This window comes from Lacticaseibacillus yichunensis (assembly GCF_003946405.1).
Classification (GTDB): domain Bacteria; phylum Bacillota; class Bacilli; order Lactobacillales; family Lactobacillaceae; genus Lacticaseibacillus; species Lacticaseibacillus yichunensis.
On sequence record NZ_RHOG01000017.1, the window covers coordinates 1 to 17169 of the forward strand.

The following is a 17169-nucleotide window of genomic DNA, read 5'->3' on the forward strand; positions in this document are numbered from 1 at the left end:
TGCGGGGGATACCGTACGCAAACCTAGAGTGGCTGCTATGAAGGGCATCCGAGTCAGTGGTGTCATAAATTAGGCGAGTGGGTTGTTCTACAGTTCCATCGTTTTACCAGCTTTATCAGTACCACCGTTGTCCGGCAGTAAGCATCGACTTTTGATCACACTGTCGCCGTTGAAATCTGATCGCGCCAAGCCCCACAAGCAAGGCGCCCGCAGTATCCTAATCTAATAATCACGCAAACACACTGGCAATGCTGAAAACGACACCTCGACCGGTGTGTTTGTTGTACATAAGGGCCAGAATCTTTTTTTTCGATTCTGACCTTTTTTCAAAAAAGTGAGAATCGACAAAAAATCTAAACGTGCACAAAAAATCGCGCCGATTTTTGGGCACAATGCCAAACCGGGGAAAAAATGGCGCTGAGAGCTCGCACTCTCAGCGCCATTCGTTTGCCATTACGCTTCATCCAGCCGTGTCATCGCGGCCGCATTTTCCGTGTAGTTCAGTTCCTGGTTCAGCTTCTGTGCCATCGGGGTCGTGATGTAGCCCTGCTCAAGCAGATCATGCACAGCCGCTCGTTCAGCCGCCAGCGCGCCGGCCCGTAGCCGGTCGCTTTCTCGATCGTACTGGGTCGCCTTTTGCTTGCCCAGTGCCTTGATGCTGGCGATGCGGTTGCGATACGTCACAATCAGCGAGTAGATGACCTGGCGATCATAATTATGCGCGCGGTGTTCCGGTTGCTTCAAAAAGCTGGACAGATACTTTAGCCCGCCCTTGGCCAACGCTTTTTCGACCTGCAGTTGCGCCGTTTGCCCACGCTGATGCAGCAGCGTCTGCCGCAGCTTGAATACTGGGGCGAAAATTCGCTCGAGCACCGCATACACCGGCGGATGGCCACTGCGCCTTAGCGTCGTCGCCAAGGCGTCATGCTTGTGGGTCAAATGCTTTTTCAGTCGACGGTATTGCCGCGGCTCGACTTGGCTTTCCTGGGCCAGCTGATCCAGTGTCATCAGTTCGCCTTCGATACCGATCTGGCGCAGCTCCAGCTCGTCCTGCACACGCTTGGGCAGGGCTTCGGTCTCCTCAGCCTTGGCCAGCCGCCGAATTAGATCTTGATATTCGGCAATCAGATCGAGCACGGGCTTCTGGTTGGTTTCCCGGCGCTCGCTTTCCAGCCGGCGCACCGCCATTTGATAAAGAAAGCGTTTGGCCTGCTCCAGCGTGATCACCCGCACATCGGCCGTGTCTTCTGCCTCGGGTTCATCACTGACGACACTGGAGCCACGGGTTTCAAGCGGCGTCCGCATTTTTGTGACCAGCGGCAAGCCGACCACTGCAACGACCAGGCTGAGCACCACAAAGCCGGCCGCGATGAACAGCATCAGACTGCGCTCGGGAAACGGCTGGCCATTGGCGACGGTCATGGGGACGGCCAGCACCCCCACCAACGTGATCGCACCGCGGACGCCCGACAAGCCGGATAAAAGCGCAGTGCTGAAATGAATAGGCTCCCCGGCGCGTTTTTCAAACCAGAGATTGGCAAACGACCAAAGCGTCCGAATCGCGAGCACCGCCAAGTACACCAGTACCACATCCAGCAACGCACGGCCCGTCGAAACAGCTCGACTTTCGATCGTCGTGCGCATCGCCACGGGCAACTCAATGCCCAAGATAAGAAAAATGATGCCGTTCAGCGAATAAACAATGATGTCCCAAGTTCGCTCGGAGACGATGCGCAGTTCGGGCAACGCCGAAATGTAGCGCTGCTCGGAGCTGCCCGTGGCCAGCAAGCCAGCCACCACGACAGCAATGACACCGGACGCGTGGAGTCCCTCATCAACCACCAGATAGATCAAAAACGGCGTCACCAGTTGCATCACGGTGTGCAAGATGACATCGTTGATTCCTTGCTGCAGCAACCAAACGCGCAGCGCATTGATCAGCAGCATCAAAAACGCCCCGGTAAGCGCCCCAATCACCGCCACATAGGCAAAGTCGCCGATTGCCTGGCCGAGAAAAAAACTCCCCGACACCGCGGCCGCGATTCCGTATTTGAACCCGATCAGCCCGCTGGCATCATTGATCAAGCTTTCGCCGGACACCAGGTGCAACATTTTGCTTGGCAGTTTGACGCGTTTTGCGACCGACTGCACCGCGATCGGATCGGTCGGCGACAGAATCGCAGCGAGTGCAAAGCTGGCGGCAAGTGGCATCGCCGGCACTAACCAGTGAATGAAATAGCCGCCGATGAACATCGTCGCAAACACCAGCAAGATCGCATTGCCAAAAATCGGCCAACGCAGCGCCCATAACTCGCGCTTGGGAAACCGTCGGCCATCATTGAACAAAAGCGGCGCGGTGAACAGCAACATGAACCAGTCTGTTGCGATGTCCAGTTTCAAATTGAAGACAAGCGCGGCGGCCAGCCCCAGCGCCGCCTGAATCAACGCCACGGGCACCGCCACTAGATAATGGCTGATGATATTAGAAATGATCACCAACACGATCAGCAATAAGACCGCTTCCACAAGTTGCATTCACAGGCCTCCTTCCAACGTCACACGATTTTGCCAAAACTAAACGACGCCCCGACCATTCAGTGTGACAGACGACACGTCAGCGTCACCCCTTGGCCGCGTCACTGCCAATGATTCGCACTTCCGGATGCAGGGCCACCCCAAACTTCGCGGCGACATGCTCCTGCACATAATGAATCATCGCCAGATAATCGCTGGCCGTGGCCCCACCAAGGTTGACGATAAACCCCGCATGTTTTTCCGAGATCTGCGCACCGCCGATGATGTGGCCCTGCAGTCCGCTTTGCTGAATCATCGGACCGACAAAATGCCCAGCAGGCCGTTTGAACACGGAACCACAGGACGGATAATCAAGCGGTTGCTTGGACGCCCGCAGACTATTGAAATGATCCATCGCCGCGCGAATCTGTGGCCGCGGCTGCTGGGTGAGCTCAAAAGTGGCCCGCAACACGATATCGCCTGTGTCTTGAACCAACGAATGGCGATAGGCAAACTGCATATCTTCATTCGAGTAGGTTGTCAATTGGCCATCGCGCGTCAACACCTCAGCGCTGGCCAGCACATCGCAGATCTCCCCACCATAGGCACCGGCATTCATAAATACAGCCCCGCCAATACTGCCGGGAATTCCCGCCGCAAACGCCAGCCCACCTAGGCCAGCCTGATACGCAACCTCGGTGACATCGATCAAGCGCGCGCCGGCGTCAGCAATCAATCGCGTACCGTCGCAAGTCACCTCTGTCATTTTTGTCAGCAAAATGACCAGCCCGCGAATACCGCCGTCTTTGACGATCAAATTGCTGGCATTGCCGATCACCGTCACTGGTAGCGCCTGGGCATGCGCTTCGGTCAGCAATTGCTGGACCTCAACGACACTGGTCGGCAAAGCCAACAGATCAGCCGGCCCGCCTGTTTGGGTGAAAGTATAATGGCTGAGCGGCTCATTGAGATGCACGCTGAGCCCACCAAAACTGCCTGTTTCTGTCATTTGATCAGGTCCCTTCTGCGGATAACTGGTTCAATTTTAACATAAACACGGCCCCTAGCGACCCCGCCTTCCATCGGGTACAATGGAGGCAAACAAGAAGCGAGGCGGCAAGAATGAAACTGATCTCATGGAATGTCAACGGGCTGCGCGCCGTTTTGACGCACGACTTTATGACCACGTTCAACCAACTGGATGCCGATTGGTTCTGCATCCAGGAAACAAAGATGCAAGAAGGCCAGGCAAGCCTCGACCTGCCCGGCTATCATCAATACTTCAATTATGCCGAGCGCAAAGGCTATTCCGGCACGGCGATCTTCACCAAGCATGAACCGTTGGCCGTGACCTATGGCATCGGGGTGCCTGAGCTGGACACCGAGGGCCGCGTGATCACCCTGGAGTACCCGAATTTTTACTTGATCACCGTGTACACCCCGAATTCCGGCAGCGACCTGAAGCGGCTGGCCTTTCGCCAAACATGGGATCAAGCCTTCCTGGCCTACACCAATTCCTTAGCTGAAAAAAAACCGCTGGTCTATTGCGGCGATCTGAACGTCGCCCATCACGAGATCGATCTGAAAAATCCGGCCAGCAACCATCACAACGCCGGCTTCACCGATGAGGAGCGACAGGATTTCACCACGCAACTTGAGGCAGGCTACGTCGATTCGTTTCGGCATTTCTACCCTGATCAAACAGACATCTTTTCGTGGTGGAGCTATCGCTTCTCCGCGCGCAGTCGCAATGCCGGGTGGCGCATCGACTACTTTGTGGCCAGCAGCGACTTTGTGCCATTTATGAAAGACGCGGCGATTCACAATGAGGTTCTGGGCAGCGACCACTGCCCAGTCGAATTAACGGTCGATTCGGCGCTGCTGGAGGCCAAGTGATGGATTTCGTCGCGATGGATTTTGAAACGGCGAACCGCACCCGGGCCTCAGCGTGCTCGCTGGCGTTGGTGGTGGTTCGGGCAAGCCGCATCGTCGACAGTTTTTACACGCTGATCGATCCCGAGGAAGCGTTTGAGCCGCAAAACATCCGCGTCCACGGCATCACCAGTCGCGCCGTGCAAGGGCAGCCGAGCTTTCCCCAAGTGTGGCCGCATATCGCCCCGCTTTTTGCCGAAAGCGGCCTGGTCGCCGCGCATAATGCGCCGTTTGATGTGTCCGTCTTACGCCAAGAACTGGTTCGCTATGACTTGCCGCCGGTCCATTACCAAGTGCTGGACACGGCCCGCACCGCGCGCAAACTGATGCCGGACCTACACGATCACAAGTTGGAAACGGTCAGTGCCGCGCTGGCGGTGCCGCTGTACGACCATCACAACGCGCTGGCTGACAGTTATGCTTGCGCCCGCATTTTGTTGGCACAAGCGGCCGCATTTGGGCAGGACACCTTGTCTGCAATGCTTAAACAGGCGTAGGAACGACAATTAGAAACGACAATATAATAGAAGGAACGCAACCAAATAGCGGGGCGCATGCCATTTTCGGCACGTGCCCCGCTATTTGGTTATTTCAGCGCGCTGATCTGCGCAGCCAGCGCGGTCGCCCGCGGTCCGGTGGCACTGATGGTCAGCAGGCGCTGTTCGTCAACCAGTGGCTCTTTATCAAGGCGAATCGTCAATGCGTCGCTTGGGGCGGCCACGCCCAGAAATTGCGGCCACTCCACCACACTGACGCCATCGCCGTCAAAATACTCCTCAAGCCCAAGGTCTTCCACCCCGCCATCTTCCAAGCGGTAGATGTCCATGTGATACAAGGGCAACCGCCCGCTTGGATACTCGCGGATGATGGTGAAGGTCGGACTCTTCACATTTTGGGAGATGCCCAAGCCCTTCGCGAGACCCTTGGTGAAACTGGTCTTGCCAGCCCCCAAGTCGCCTTCAAGAAGCAACACGTCCCCCGCCTGTAGAAGTGGGGCGATCTTGGCCGCGAATGTCTGAAGGGCGGCCTCATTGGCAAAGGTGGTCGTCATGCGATCAGATTCTGGGCAGCGGTGATGATTGCCAGCTTGTAGACATCCTCTTCGTTGGCGCCACGCGACAGATCAGAAACCGGCTTGTTCAGCCCCTGCAAGATCGGGCCGATTGCTTCGAAGTTGCCAAAGCGCTGGGCGATCTTGTAGCCGATGTTCCCTGCCTGCAGATCTGGGAAGATAAAGACATTGGCATTGCCGGCCACCTCAGAATCTGGGGCCTTGAGCTTCGCAACGGTCGGCACAAAGGCAGCATCAAACTGCAATTCACCATCAAGCGCGAGCTCTGGCGCCAATTCATGGGCGATCTTTGTCGCTTCAACGACCTTATCCACTTGCGGCGCCTTTGCAGAGCCCTTGGTGGAAAAGCTGAGCAGCGCAACTTTTGGATCGATGTCAAACAGCTTGGCGGTCTTTGCGGATTCAACGGCGATCTCGGCCAGCTCCTGGCTGTTCGGGTCGATGTTGATCGCGTTGTCGGCAAACAGATAGCGTTCGTCGCGGCCGCGCTGCATAATGAAGGCCCCAGAGATGCGCGACGCATCCGGCCGTGTCTTGATGATCTGAAGCGCCGGGCGAACGGTGTCAGCCGTGGAGTGCACCGCCCCAGAGACCATGCCATCCGCCTCGCCTAAAAAGACGAGCATCGTACCAAAATAATTGGGATCGCGAACGATCTGATCCGCTTGTTCTTCAGTCGCCTTGCCGTTGCGGCGGTCAAAGAAAGCCTTGGCCATCTCGGCGTGGAAGGCATCCGTTTGGGGATCGCGGATAGTGACTTTGGAAACGTCGAAGCCTTTTTCGCCGGCAACCTTGGCGATCTCTTCGGCGTTGCCAAGCAGCGTCGGGGCGATCAGGCCGTCTGCGGCCAGGCGCACAGCCGCGCCAATGATGCGCGCATCGGTGCCTTCAGGAAAAACAATGCGTAGGTTCTTACCACTGATTTTTTGCTTTAAGCTGTCAAATAAATCCAAGATGGGTCCCTCCATAAAAGCGTTTTCGTTTTCTATCATAGCCGACTTGAAAGCCGAGCGCTAGTCCTGCGGTGAACTTGGCAGTTGCCAATCGATCGGGCGCTCCCCCATTTGCGTAAGCGCCACGTTGGTGCGGGAAAAAGGCTTGCTTCCGAAAAAGCCGCGGGAAGCTGACAGCGGGCTCGGATGCGGGGAAGCGATGATCGCATTTTTCGTCGAATCGATCAGCGCCGTTTTCGCCCGCGCCGCATTGCCCCACAAAATAAAGACGACCCCGCCGCGATCGGACAACGCCGCGATCGCCGCATCCGTCATCTCTTCCCAGCCCTGATGCTGATGGGAATACGCCTGGCCGTCGCGAACTGTCAACACCGCATTGAGCAGCAACACGCCCTGTTTTGCCCAGGCCTTCAGATACCCGTGCGTCACCGGCGCAATGCCGAGGTCACTTTGCAATTCCTTGTAGATATTTTTCAGCGACGGCGGCAGCGGGATCCCCGGCGCCACAGCAAAGCTCGCCCCGACCGCCTGATTTGGCCCATGATACGGATCCTGGCCGAGGATCACCACCTTGACCTCCGCAAACGGTGTCCATTCGAACGCTTGGAAAATATGGTGCATCTCCGGATAGATCGTCTGCGTGCGATATTCTTCTTTTAAAAAGGTATGCAGCTTGCCGTACACCGGCCCATCAAACACCGGCGCCAAGACCGTCTGCCAGTCATTATGTATCAAAGTTTTCATTGCGTGCCCTCCGCCCCTCATTTTACAAGGGAAGCAGGCATTCGACCAGCCGCTGGGGGAAGTTTCTGAATCGCACATCAAGCACCAGACTCGCTTTGCCGTGATGCCTTGCGGAAATGAGGAGGGCCTCACCATCGAACCCATCCGACGCCAGAATCGGCCGGGTATGCTACACTTAGCGCGTAACGTTTCGACGAAAGGTGGCAATTGTATGATACGCATCATCGCATCTGACATGGACGGTACCCTGCTCAACGACAAAAACGAGGTCTCACAGGAAAACGCAGACGCGATCAAAGCTGCACAGGCAGCCGGCATCGAATTCATGGTGGCAACGGGACGCGGCCTGAGCGAGGCCAAGCCCCTTTTTGCCGATCATGACCTGCATCCTGCCTTTATCACCATCAACGGGGCCAAAGTCTACGACGAACAAGAGACGCTGAAAGTCGAAGCTGCGATTCCCCGCCCGCTTGCGTTGTCGATCACCCAAACGCTGAGTGAGGCCAATATTTACTATGAGCTGTTCACCAGTCGCGGCATTGCCTCTGATGACCGCGCCCGGCGGATTCAAAACGTGGCGGATGTCCTCGTTAAACTCAATCCAGACACGCCATACAAGATCGCAGTCGCACTGTCAGCCGCGCGCCTTGAGCTGATTCACATCACTTACGTCGACAATTATGCCGAGCTTTTAACGGATCCCGCCGTCAAGATCTACAAGGTTGTCGCTTTTTCCCGGGAAGGCCAGGCCAAGCTTGCCGGCGTGAAAAAAGTGTTCGACGCAACCGGCGAGCTGGCGGTCACCTCAAGTGCAGAAAACAATCTCGAGATCAACAGCATCGCCGCGCAAAAAGGCACCGCGCTTGAGGCCTATGCCAGCCAAAAAGGCATTCGCATGGACGAAGTGATGGCGATCGGTGACAATCTCAACGACGCCTCCATGATCAAAATGGCAAAATATGGCGTGGCGATGGGCAATGCCATCCCCGAGATCAAGAAGATCGCCTGGTGGACCACGGCAACGAACCGTGAAAACGGTGTCGCCGTCGCGATTCAACACGCACTTGATGAGAATCGAGGCCACTAAATGGAATTCTACGTGGATGTCCAGACATTACATGACACCAACATGACCGTCATCAAGGATGAGAAAAATCAACCGGTCTACATTCTCACCGGCCGCCGTGGCATCGCAAATGATGGTTTTTTTCTTCACACGATCAGCGGCAACGAACTTGGTGAGATCCGCCAGCGCACCGTCAGCGTCAACCCGCGTTTCGACCTGCTCATCGGTGGGGAAAAAGTTGCCTCGATCAAGAAGATGTTCGGCGTCTGGCGCGAGTTCATTTTCGTCTCCGAGCTTAACTGGATGGTCATCGGCAACATGCTCGCCAACCAATATCACATTTATCATGGCATGAAAACGGTCACCACGATCGCCTCGGTTGGCACCGCCAGTGAGACGATCTTGAAACTCGACATCGCCAATCCGCGTGATGTCGTGCCTGGCTTGCTGGTCGCCGCCTTGCTGGACCGCTGGCGTCAGGCAAACCTGGCCAACCCACTCGTCCGTCATGACGTGGGCATCAGTTACGGCCTATAACCAGACAAAAACGGAGTTGGAATTTTTTCTTCCAGCTCCGTTTTTTTGCGTCTCCGCGTCGCGCCCAACTTGCGCCGCCACATGCGGGACGATTGTGCGCGATCACTTAAATTTTTTACGCCAGTGCCTTGATCATATGATTGTAGCGATGCGACCCGATCATCAGTTCACCGGTCTTATGGTAGCCCATTTTCGTGTACAGCTTTTCCGCCCGCGGGTTCGTCTGATCGACATTCAAGCTCAAGCAGCGTTGGCCCTGCGCCGCAAGCAACGGCTCAATGCCCTGAAGCAGCGCGGTGCCGACGCCATGTCCTTGCGTGTTTTCCGCAACTGCCAGCGTGTCGATGTACCATTCGCCGGCATATGTTTCCGTGTCGGGAAATAGCTCTTTGTCTTCGGGTAGCCCGACTTTTGGGAGCAGCGGCTGAAACGCGTCATCGATGTGGGCTTCCTTCACGTGCGGATAGCCGACCAAGATCCCGTCGATCGCGCCCGCTGCATTCACATGGACATGCGTTTGCGGATAGCCATAGCGATAATCCTTCATCAAAAAGGCTTGCTCAAACACAGGATACAGATCCTTTTTCGCCATTTTCTGAAGCGCCGGAATCTCCATCTCTTCAAAAACAATATCGATCAACGGCACGACCTGCGCCGCGTCATCGGGGTGACTTGCTCGTATCATACAACACCGCACCATCTTGACCCACGGCTGGCGGTGCGGTGATCGCCTCCAATTGAACCAGTCGCGAGGCGCGCCAGGCGCGCATCTACGCTCAAGTATACCAAAAGCCGAACAATGTACAAGGCCAGGCCAAACTCGATTAATAGGTGCGAACAGTATTTTATCGTTATTCAACATCGTTCGGCTTTGGTGAAACACCGTGTGGACCGCTTCGCCTGATCAAGACCCTCTCCAACGTGCTGATCAGGAAAAATGTTTATAAATTATAACGAGGGGATGCGGCGAGGCTGCTGTTATTTGAGTACGCTAAAGTGCGATTGATGGTCTCCTTTTCAGTAAAAGAAATTAATATAATGAACAAAGGTGAGAATTGACCGACATATTGATGAGAAGCAATCATATCACACAATATCTTGTTAGTCGCGTGCGCATTTGCTACCATGATGATGGTGACTTTTTCGACGGCAATGAGGGTCACCAGACTATTTTGAAGGAGCGAACTGGGTTGAAAGTTACGTTTAAAGACGTCACCCTCTCCTACGACGGAAAGATCGACACCCTCAAGCATCTCAACTTCGAGATTCCTGACGGCTCGCTGGTCTCTTTGCTAGGGCCGAGTGGCGGTGGCAAGACGACCACATTGAACCTGATCTCTGGGCTCTTGCCGGCGACCAGCGGCCACATCTATTTTGGAGACGAAGACGTCACCAAAAAGGATGCATTGGCCCGTAAAGTAGGGATGGTATTCCAGAACTATTCGCTGTATCCCCATCTGTCGGTGCGCGACAACATCGCGTTTCCACTCAAGATGCAGCATGTCAGCCGCAAAGAACGCTACGCCAAGGCGGAGGAATTGGCCAAGTTGGTGCATGTTGATGACCAGCTCGACAAGAAACCCGGCGAACTTTCCGGCGGGCAGCAGCAGCGTGTCGCCATTGCGCGCGCGCTGGCCAAGTCGCCTTCGCTGCTGCTTCTCGATGAACCCCTGTCAAACCTCGATGCGCGCCTGCGTATCGAGATGCGTCAGGAGATTCGCCGCATTCAGCGCGAGACAGGCGTCACGACGATCTTCGTGACCCATGACCAGGATGAAGCCTTGCACATCTCGGACAACATTATGGTCCTGTCGTTTGGGAAAATTCAGCAGTTTTCTGCCCCAGACGACCTGTATGAACGCCCAAGCAATCTGTTTGTCGCCAAGTTTATTGGGGAACCCGTGATCAACACCCTGCCAGCCGAAACGCTCAAGGCGGATCTTCAAGGCCATGTGCCTGATGAGATTCTTGCCAAGGCCGTCACGGCGGGTCTGCGGTCGGAAGCGCTGGTGCCATTTGACAACGGTCAGGGCATCTTGACCACGTTCCATGCGACCCTGGCCGACAAGCAAAAATACGGCCGTGAAGCGACGGCAGCTTTGAACTATAACGGCCAAACGCTGCTGTCCACCGAAATGGCGGGCCTACCAGCCGATCAAAAGGAAGGCGACTTCTTCATCACGAAAGCAGGCTTCTTCCTGTTTGACGAGGCTGGTGCGTTGATTTTTGGCGGTGAAGCTCATGATCAATGAAAAACCCACCATTAAATCCACGCTGAAGGCGCTGTTATATCTCCTACCGATGCTGGTGGTGACGATCACCTTCAGCATCTGGCCGATCATCAGCTCCTTCATGATGAGTTTCTACACGAAGTACGATTATTATAACGACAAGGTCAGCGCGATCGGGTTTGATAACTTTGTCACGCTTTGGCAGGACCCTGAGTTCCATTTGGCAGTGCGCAACACCCTGATCTTCGTGGTCGGCGTGGTGCCTATCACCGTCATTTTGTCGCTGATCATCGCGCTTCTTTTGAACCAGATCAAATGGCTGTCCGGCTTTTTCCGCACGGTGTACTTCCTGCCGTTCGTCACCAGTACCGTCGCCATCGCGATGGTCTGGAACTGGATCTACCATTCTGATTACGGGCTGATGAATTATTTTCTGGGGCTCGTGGGGATTCATCCGATCAATTGGTTGACGGACCCGAATTACTCGCTTCTGGCGCTCATCATCATGAGTATCTGGAAGAACCTCGGCTTCAACATCATCTTGTTCCTTGTTGGACTCAACAACATCGACAAGCACTACTATCAAGCCGCCGAGATCGATGGTGCCAATTCCTGGCAACGTTTCTGGAACGTCACCATCCCACTGCTCTCCCCGATCACCTTCTTGGTCTCGGTCAACGGTGTCATCGGCAGCTTCAAAGTCTTCGACCAGGTCTACGCGTTGTTCGGCGGCCAGCCAGGCCCCGCCAAAGCGGACTTGACCATTGTGTATTACCTCTTTGAGAAGTTTTACACGGAAAACAAGTACACGCTGGCTGCCGCCAGTGGCGTCTTCTTGTTCTTCCTGATCTTGCTGGTCACGCTTGTGCAGATGTGGTATTCCCGCAAGCACGTGCATTATTAGGAGGACCCCATGGCGAAAAAACTCAGTAAAGTCATTATTTACGTGTTGCTTTCGGTCGGGGCCATCACGATGCTCGTGCCGTTTATCTGGATGGTGTCGACGTCTTTGAAGACCGGCCCTGAAACGATCAAAGTCCCACCGATCTGGATTCCCAAGGTGCTCCAATGGGGCAACTACATCAAGGCTTGGAACGCCGCGCCATTCGCGCAGTATTTCATCAATAGTGTGGTCGTCACCGTGGTCACCACGGTCGGGCAATTGTTCACCAGCATCTTGGCTGCGTTCGCATTTTCTCGGCTTCAGTTCTACGGCAAAAACCTGCTTTTCATGATCTTCCTTGGCACGATGATGATTCCAGGCGAAATGCTGATCATTCCTAATTTTGTCACCTTGTCTAAGCTCGGCATGATCGACCATTATGCGGCCTTGATCGTGCCGTGGCTCGCAAGCTTCTTCACCGTCTTCACGCTCAGACAGACCTTCCAGGCCACCCCGGACCAGATCTACTACGCCGCCAAGATCGACGGCGCCTCTGACTGGAAATACCTGTGGACCGTCCTGGTGCCGATGAGCAAGTCGACGATCACTGCCGTCACCGTTTTAGCCGTTATCGGTTCGTGGAACTCGTTCATGTGGCCGCTGATCGCAACGAACAGCGAAAACATGCGGACCCTGCCAGTTGGGTTGCAAGCCTTCACGACTGACTCTGGGACCACCTACGAACTGCTGATGGCCGCTTCCACCTTTGTGATCATCCCAATGGTCATTTTGTACATGTTCTTGCAAAAATACATTATTGCTGGTATTTCCAAAGCTGGTTTGAAAGGATGAGTCTTTCTCATGAAAAAGAGTTTTTGGGGTAAAGCACTACTGGGGATCTCCGCGCTCGCATTGGGCCTGGTCCTAACCGCTTGTGGTAGCAACAATAGCTCAGATAAGAGTAGCAACGGCGGCAAAGTCACGATCACCTTCTGGCACGGTATGACGGGCCCTTATGGTAAGGCTTTGAACGGTATCATCAAGGACTTCAACAACTCCCAAGACAAGTACGTCGTCAAAGGCACTGCCCAGGGCAACTACGCGACCTTGCAGCAAAAGATCATGGCCGCAGCCAAGTCCAAGAAGCTCCCAACGATCGCACAGACAACTTACACGACCGTTCCGGACTACGTTAAGAACAACTTCCTTGCACCACTGGATCCATACATGCTGAAGGGTTCCGACAAACTCTCCACCGCATCGATGGATGATATCTATCCGGCCTTCTTGTCCAGTTCCAAATATCAAGGCAAGTACTATTCTGTGCCATTTTCCAAGTCCGTCCGTGTCCTCTTCTACAACAAGAAGCTGATGGATCAACTTGGCGTCAAGATGCCGACCAGCTGGGAAGAGATCGCAGCCCTTGGCCCACAGCTCAAGAAAAAGGGCATCATGGCGATCGGCTTTGATAAGTCCTTCGACATGGAGTTCGAGGGTCTCGCTCGCCAAGCCGGCAACGCGCTGGTTGAACCTGACTCACTGAAAGTCAACGTCGATTCTAAAGAAACGTTGACTGCGGCCCACTTCATCTGGGACATGCTGCAAAAGGGTTACGCCAAGACCGCCGGCGAAGATTTCTACGGCGACAAGGCGTTCCAGACCGGCAAGACCTTGTTCTATGTCGGCTCCTCTGCTGGTGTCACCAACATGAATCAGACTGCTCCAAAGTCGCTTGATTGGCACACCGCCCCACTTCCAACTTACAATGGTCAAAAGGCGACCGAACTGGCCGGTAATGACCTTGTGATGTTCAACTCTGGTAGCGATGCCCAAAAGAAGGGCGCATGGGCCTTCATGAAGTTCCTGCTGTCCAAGAAGGAAACAATCAAGTGGGCTGAAGGCACCGGCTATGTGCCGCTGCGCAAGTCCGCCGTTGAAGATCCTACCTTCCAGGATTGGCTGAAGAAGAACCCGGCCAATGCGGCTGCTGTTAACTCGCTGGACTTCGGCTTCCAGTCGACCGCTTTTGTCGGCTTCACCGAATACCGCAACGACTTGCTTGATGCCGTTGACGCCATGATCTCCAAGAAGACCCAACCTGAAAAGGCGCTGGCTGACTTGAAGACCAAGGCGGAAAAAATCATCAAGGACAATAACTAAGCGATAATGTACGGAAAGCCTTGCAACAGAAAATGCGGCAGGGCTTTTTTTGACGGAAGTGGGACAAAGGGCGGGCTTGGGTCCGACAGGTAAGCGTCTCAAGCGCCAGGTCCGACCTTTGGACCAGGTGATTGGCGCCTGATGCTCGGAGCCGGACAGTTGACCCACGACACTGCGATCACATTGGTGCACGAGATAGGAACTACTGGCAGCGTCCGTCAGGTGGCGGTTGCCCCTTTCCAATGACCCGACCAATGGCTTATGATGGAGTGTTACAACAGAAGGAGGAGTTGCGCAAATGACACAGATACGATTTTTGAATGGGTTGACCACGATCGGCGGCAATATCGTCGAATTTTCCAACGGGGACAGTCGCGTGATCATGGACTTCGGGGTGGCCGCTGATCTGACCAACGAAACGATCGAGTCGGCGATGGCGGCGGGCAAGCTGCCGCAGGTGCCGGAACTGTTTGGCGAAGGCCCGGACGCGTTCGCGCATGAGGCCATCTTCATCTCGCATCTGCACATCGATCACATGGGCGCGCTGCAATACCTCAAGCGCGACATTCCGATCTACCTCTCCGCGCCCAGCTACCAACTGTATCAGACGCTGATCGCACTGGGCGTTGAAAAACCGGTCGCAAACCTCCATCCCCTGCCGTTTGAAACACCGATTCAGATCGGCGCATTTTCCGTGGAAGGCTTTGCCAGCGACCACGACGAACCGGGCGTCATGGCGCTGCTGGTCGGCGATGGCACGCGGTGGTTCGGCCATTCCGGCGACGTCCGGCTCAACGGCCCGCATCTTGACCGCGTGAAAAATTGGGCGGCGGCCTTCCGTGACAAGAAGCTCGCGATGTTCATGGTGGAAGGAACGACTTTTTCCTTCGCCAGCCCGGCGCCGGTGGAAGATAGCGCCCATCCAAGTGTGCCGCTGACGGAGGACACCTTGCAGGAGCGGCTTGAGGAACAGCTCAAGGCCGCCCCGCAGCTGGTCGTGATCAACCCGTATATTCGCAACTATGCGCGCCTGGAAAACATTCAGGCGACCGCCCATCGCGCCGGCCGCCAAATGGTCTGGGGGAAAAATGACGCCACCGTGCTTAAGACAATGTGCGGGGTCGAGCCCGATTTTGTGCTCGATGACGACATCCACCTGCGCACCATTCAGGCTGACCCCAGCCACTACCTGTTGCAAAACGATTTTGACCAACTCGCGCAACTGGCCGACCTGCCGATCAGCGTTTATCTGCATAGCAATGGCGAACCGCTGGGCGACTATGATCCGCGGTTCAAACAGCTGCAGGACTGGCTCGCAGACCACGAGATTCCGCTGGTCTTTCTGTCTTGCTCCGGCCACGCCCTGCGCCAAGATCTCGTCACCTTAGTGCGCTGGATCGCCCCGCAGATCGTCGTGCCGTGGCACAGTTTTCACCCTGAGCGTGAGGCCCAGGCGCTGGATGAACAGACCAAGGCCCAGGTGCTGCTACCGGAAAAAGACTTGTACTATGATCTCGATGAACCGGACCAAGACTGAGCTGCGCCTCGCTTTGCATGGCTAGCTTCGCACTGAAAGGCACCACCATCGCACTTAAAAACAGGAACCGCATGCGCGTGCCACAAAGGCTGCGCACGTGCGATTCCTGTTTTTGCGTCTCAGATCAATTTTTTTGCGACCCATTTTTGCCCGTGGAAGCGCCAAAGGAAGATCACGCCACGGACGAGCCATTCAAAGCCCATGATTGCCGCGATACCATTGAGCCCCCAGCCCAACTTGATGCACAGGAAATAGGCGCCAGCCACCCGAAACAGCCACATCGTCGTCAGCGAGACGACCGTCGTGAAGTTGCCATCCCCCGCGGCGCGCAGGGCATTCGGCGTGACGAAGCTGATCGTCCAGGCCAACAGGTGCCCGCCCACAAAGATCAAATACATGTTGAAGATGCGCGAAACCAGCGCCGGGGCCGGCGAAAACAGCAAGATCGCATGATCGAATGACAGGAGCATCACCCCGTCCACCACCACGAAGGCGGCGATGCCTGTGAGGATGAACGCACGTGTGATCTTGCGCGCATCAGCAATGTTACCGCGGCCGACACACTGGCCGACGATCGGGACCAGCGCTGTGCCAAGCGCCGATGGAATGATCTCACTCATTTGCGTCCAGGAAGTCGCGATCGCGTACACCACGATCGAGCTGGTGCCCAGCGACACCACCATCATCTGAATGAGAATTTTTCCGCCGTTGAAAAAGACGCCTTCCGCCGCAAATGGGATGCAGACGATCAAGACCTTTTTGATCATCGCCCAGTTGGGGTACAGCATCGTAACCATTTTCAAGGCAAAGAGGTCGCGATGGCTCCGCAGCATCCACACTGCCAGCCCCGCAGCCAGCCAGCGCGACAGATTCAGCGCAAACAGCATCCCCAGCACGCCCAAATGCAGGCCGTAGATGAAGATCACGTTGAACACCAGATACGACAGGTTCATCGCTAAGGACAGCTGCAGTGAGTTCTTCGTTTTGCCGATGCCGCGCAGACAGCCATTCGTGCCTTCCACCGTGGCCTCAAACGGATAACTCAGCATCACCCCCACCATATACAGCCGCGCGTTTGCCATCACCGCGGGCGACGCGCTGCCAAACAGCAAGTCCAAGATGCCATTATGGAGCGAGCCGAAAAACAGCGCGATCACCGCCGCCACCAAGACGGCGCCAAAAATGGTGCCGTTGACGACCTTGCTGAGCATCTGCCGCTCGCCGCGCCCAAAATATTGCGCCGTCAGCACCGTGCCGCCTAGTCCAACAGCCACGAAGATCTGAATCAAAAACACGTTGACACTGCCGACCATGTTGACGGCACTGATCGCCGCCGCACCGCTTGAGCTGATCAGCGCGGTATTTAAGAAGTTGAAGCTGATCAAGAAAAACTGGTCGAACACAACCGGACCCAGCAGGCTGAACACATACCGCTCGTCAAACGTCTCGCCGGCGTACCAGCGGTGTATCAAATTACGCAAAACGCCACCTCATCAAGTCAATAATAGCTCCTATTATAGCCGTTTCCGGGCCAGCATTC

Annotated in this window: 16 protein-coding genes; 9 read left to right on the plus strand and 7 right to left on the minus strand. The window is 55.3% G+C overall.

What is annotated here, in order from left to right:
- Positions 1–453: 453 nt before the first annotated feature.
- Positions 454–2535: a cation:proton antiporter gene (locus EKM95_RS06410; RefSeq protein ID WP_125697017.1), complete on the minus strand. Its 2082-nt coding sequence runs from the start codon at positions 2533–2535 to the stop codon at positions 454–456.
- A gap of 85 nt (positions 2536–2620) precedes the next feature.
- Complete coding sequence (murB, locus tag EKM95_RS06415; protein ID WP_125697018.1) at positions 2621–3523, minus strand: UDP-N-acetylmuramate dehydrogenase; 903 nt, start codon at positions 3521–3523, stop codon at positions 2621–2623.
- 113 nt (positions 3524–3636) lie between these two features.
- Here murB and EKM95_RS06420 point away from each other — a divergent pair, with 113 nt between their 5' ends.
- Positions 3637–4410 (plus strand): exodeoxyribonuclease III, encoded by a 774-nt coding sequence (locus tag EKM95_RS06420; RefSeq protein ID WP_125697019.1) that lies wholly within the window; start codon positions 3637–3639, stop codon positions 4408–4410.
- Positions 4410–4943 carry a 3'-5' exonuclease gene (locus EKM95_RS06425; RefSeq protein ID WP_125697020.1) on the plus strand — a complete coding sequence of 178 codons (534 nt, stop codon included), beginning with the start codon at positions 4410–4412 and terminating at the stop codon, positions 4941–4943. The genes EKM95_RS06420 and EKM95_RS06425 overlap by 1 nt, the downstream gene beginning before the upstream one ends.
- A gap of 89 nt (positions 4944–5032) precedes the next feature.
- On the opposite strand, the gene tsaE is transcribed toward EKM95_RS06425, so the two are convergent.
- From tsaE to EKM95_RS06440, 3 genes are read right to left on the minus strand one after another with little or no spacing between them, the layout of a single operon-like run.
- Positions 5033–5497, minus strand: a complete 465-nt coding sequence (gene tsaE, locus EKM95_RS06430) for a tRNA (adenosine(37)-N6)-threonylcarbamoyltransferase complex ATPase subunit type 1 TsaE (RefSeq protein ID WP_125697021.1) — start codon at positions 5495–5497, stop codon at positions 5033–5035.
- Positions 5494–6471: a phosphate acetyltransferase gene (gene pta / locus EKM95_RS06435; protein ID WP_125697022.1), complete on the minus strand. Its 978-nt coding sequence runs from the start codon at positions 6469–6471 to the stop codon at positions 5494–5496. Before pta ends, tsaE begins: the two co-directional genes overlap by 4 nt.
- A gap of 60 nt (positions 6472–6531) precedes the next feature.
- Complete coding sequence (locus tag EKM95_RS06440) at positions 6532–7215, minus strand: uracil-DNA glycosylase (protein WP_125697023.1); 684 nt, start codon at positions 7213–7215, stop codon at positions 6532–6534.
- Between the two features lie 211 nt (positions 7216–7426).
- Between EKM95_RS06440 and EKM95_RS06445 the strand changes: the two genes are divergently transcribed.
- On the plus strand, positions 7427–8302 hold the full coding sequence (locus EKM95_RS06445; protein ID WP_125697024.1) for a Cof-type HAD-IIB family hydrolase: 876 nt from the start codon (positions 7427–7429) through the stop codon (positions 8300–8302).
- On the plus strand, positions 8303–8818 hold the full coding sequence (locus EKM95_RS06450) for an LURP-one-related/scramblase family protein (protein ID WP_125697025.1): 516 nt from the start codon (positions 8303–8305) through the stop codon (positions 8816–8818).
- Between the two features lie 115 nt (positions 8819–8933).
- Here the strand turns inward: EKM95_RS06450 and EKM95_RS06455 are convergent, their stop codons facing one another.
- Positions 8934–9503 (minus strand): GNAT family N-acetyltransferase, encoded by a 570-nt coding sequence (locus tag EKM95_RS06455; RefSeq protein WP_125697026.1) that lies wholly within the window; start codon positions 9501–9503, stop codon positions 8934–8936.
- Positions 9504–10008: 505 nt separating this feature from the next.
- Between EKM95_RS06455 and EKM95_RS06460 the strand changes: the two genes are divergently transcribed.
- The 5 genes from EKM95_RS06460 to EKM95_RS06480 all read left to right on the plus strand — a co-directional run bounded on the left by EKM95_RS06460 (position 10009) and on the right by EKM95_RS06480 (position 15629).
- Positions 10009–11070 (plus strand): ABC transporter ATP-binding protein, encoded by a 1062-nt coding sequence (locus EKM95_RS06460; RefSeq protein WP_125697027.1) that lies wholly within the window; start codon positions 10009–10011, stop codon positions 11068–11070.
- Positions 11060–11953 carry a carbohydrate ABC transporter permease gene (locus EKM95_RS06465; protein ID WP_125697028.1) on the plus strand — a complete coding sequence of 298 codons (894 nt, stop codon included), beginning with the start codon at positions 11060–11062 and terminating at the stop codon, positions 11951–11953. The genes EKM95_RS06460 and EKM95_RS06465 overlap by 11 nt, the downstream gene beginning before the upstream one ends.
- Positions 11954–11962: 9 nt before the next feature.
- Positions 11963–12784, plus strand: coding sequence for a carbohydrate ABC transporter permease (locus tag EKM95_RS06470; protein ID WP_125697029.1), 822 nt, complete (start codon positions 11963–11965; stop codon positions 12782–12784).
- Between the two features lie 9 nt (positions 12785–12793).
- Positions 12794–14092, plus strand: a complete 1299-nt coding sequence (locus EKM95_RS06475) for an ABC transporter substrate-binding protein (RefSeq protein WP_125697030.1) — start codon at positions 12794–12796, stop codon at positions 14090–14092.
- A gap of 298 nt (positions 14093–14390) precedes the next feature.
- Positions 14391–15629 carry an MBL fold metallo-hydrolase gene (locus tag EKM95_RS06480; protein WP_125697031.1) on the plus strand — a complete coding sequence of 413 codons (1239 nt, stop codon included), beginning with the start codon at positions 14391–14393 and terminating at the stop codon, positions 15627–15629.
- Between the two features lie 119 nt (positions 15630–15748).
- On the opposite strand, the gene EKM95_RS06485 is transcribed toward EKM95_RS06480, so the two are convergent.
- The gene (locus EKM95_RS06485) at positions 15749–17110 is read right to left on the minus strand and encodes an MATE family efflux transporter (RefSeq protein WP_125697032.1); all 1362 of its coding nucleotides are present in this window, start codon (positions 17108–17110) and stop codon (positions 15749–15751) included.
- Positions 17111–17169 lie beyond the last annotated feature (59 nt).

What these genes read in the sequence shown, in the direction of transcription:
- EKM95_RS06410 (WP_125697017.1), bottom strand. Translation starts at nt 2,535, where the DNA reads ATGCAACTTGTGGAAGCGGTCTTATTGCTGATCGTGTTGGTGATCATT.
- murB (WP_125697018.1), bottom strand. Translation starts at nt 3,523, where the DNA reads ATGACAGAAACAGGCAGTTTTGGTGGGCTCAGCGTGCATCTCAATGAG.
- EKM95_RS06420 (WP_125697019.1), top strand. Translation starts at nt 3,637, where the DNA reads ATGAAACTGATCTCATGGAATGTCAACGGGCTGCGCGCCGTTTTGACG.
- EKM95_RS06425 (WP_125697020.1), top strand. Translation starts at nt 4,410, where the DNA reads ATGGATTTCGTCGCGATGGATTTTGAAACGGCGAACCGCACCCGGGCC.
- tsaE (WP_125697021.1), bottom strand. Translation starts at nt 5,497, where the DNA reads ATGACGACCACCTTTGCCAATGAGGCCGCCCTTCAGACATTCGCGGCC.
- EKM95_RS06440 (WP_125697023.1), bottom strand. Translation starts at nt 7,215, where the DNA reads ATGAAAACTTTGATACATAATGACTGGCAGACGGTCTTGGCGCCGGTG.
- EKM95_RS06445 (WP_125697024.1), top strand. Translation starts at nt 7,427, where the DNA reads ATGATACGCATCATCGCATCTGACATGGACGGTACCCTGCTCAACGAC.
- EKM95_RS06450 (WP_125697025.1), top strand. Translation starts at nt 8,303, where the DNA reads ATGGAATTCTACGTGGATGTCCAGACATTACATGACACCAACATGACC.
- EKM95_RS06455 (WP_125697026.1), bottom strand. Translation starts at nt 9,503, where the DNA reads ATGATACGAGCAAGTCACCCCGATGACGCGGCGCAGGTCGTGCCGTTG.
- EKM95_RS06465 (WP_125697028.1), top strand. Translation starts at nt 11,060, where the DNA reads ATGATCAATGAAAAACCCACCATTAAATCCACGCTGAAGGCGCTGTTA.
- EKM95_RS06470 (WP_125697029.1), top strand. Translation starts at nt 11,963, where the DNA reads ATGGCGAAAAAACTCAGTAAAGTCATTATTTACGTGTTGCTTTCGGTC.
- EKM95_RS06475 (WP_125697030.1), top strand. Translation starts at nt 12,794, where the DNA reads ATGAAAAAGAGTTTTTGGGGTAAAGCACTACTGGGGATCTCCGCGCTC.
- EKM95_RS06480 (WP_125697031.1), top strand. Translation starts at nt 14,391, where the DNA reads ATGACACAGATACGATTTTTGAATGGGTTGACCACGATCGGCGGCAAT.